Origin of the sequence: Neorhizobium sp. BETTINA12A (assembly GCF_023006485.1) — a bacterium.
Classification (GTDB): Bacteria; Pseudomonadota; Alphaproteobacteria; order Rhizobiales; family Rhizobiaceae; genus Neorhizobium.
This window is the reverse complement of sequence record NZ_JALBGW010000345.1, coordinates 1-945: the sequence shown is the minus strand read 5'-3', so window position 1 is coordinate 945 and position 945 is coordinate 1. Positions and strand designations below refer to the sequence as shown.

Below are 945 nucleotides of genomic sequence, written 5' to 3'. Positions count from 1 at the left end.
CCGGCGGGCAGCGCCAGCGCGTCGCGATCGGCCGCGCCATGGTGCGCGATCCCTCCGCCTTCCTGTTCGACGAGCCGCTTTCCAACCTCGACGCCCAGCTTCGCGCGCAGATGCGCATCGAAATCAAGCGGTTGCATCAAAAACTGAAGACCACGACCGTCTACGTCACCCACGACCAGATCGAGGCCATGACGATGGCCGACCGGATCGTGGTGATGAAGGACGGCGTCATCCTGCAGGTCGGCACGCCGTCGGAACTTTATGACAGTCCGGTCGACGTATTCACCGCCCGCTTCATCGGCAGCCCGTCGATGAACCTCGTGCGTGGCCGTCGCACCGCTTCGGGCGCGGCAATGGCGCCTGTCGGCGATATCCTGATCGGCGTGCGCCCACATGACCTGATTGCCCACGCGACAGTTACCGGCGGCAGCGGCTTCACGGTGACCGGAACGGTCTCGGCCGTCGAGCCGTTGGGACCGGAAACGCTGGTGCATCTGGACGTGGCCGACACCCCAATCATCGCCACCGTGCGCGAAAAATTCGTGCCGACTGTCGGAAGCACGCTCACCTGCGAAGCCGCTCCCGGCGACCTCTACCTCTTCGATGCCAGCACAGAGAGATTTCTGGGCCGTTCATGATGACGCATGCAGAGAAAAGATCCGCGGTGCTCAGCATCGGGCGGATCTATTGCGACCTGATTTTCACGGGCCTCGGCCACCTGCCGGTACTCGGGCGTGAGATTTATGCCAGCGGCATGGAGATCGCCGCCGGCGGCGGCGCGTTCATCGCGGCCGCCCATCTTGCCCATGCCGGCCGCAAGGTGGCGCTTGCCGCGCGGCTCGGCACGGATTCGCTGTCGACCGGCGTCGAGGAGCAAATCCGCGACAGCGGCGTCGACCTGCGGTTCATCGAACATGCGGACGATGCCGGACCGCAGGTGACGGT

Annotated in this window: 2 protein-coding genes; both read left to right on the top strand. The window is 65.2% G+C overall.

Translation table 11 applies throughout. The annotated features are described in order from the left end of the window. Window positions 1–638: ABC transporter ATP-binding protein (locus MOV61_RS30055; protein ID WP_247139195.1), on the top strand; the 638-nt coding region annotated here is incomplete at its 5' end. Next, the coding region (locus MOV61_RS30050; protein ID WP_247139194.1) for a PfkB family carbohydrate kinase at window positions 635–945 on the top strand (311 nt) is incomplete at its 3' end. The genes MOV61_RS30055 and MOV61_RS30050, both read left to right, overlap by 4 nt.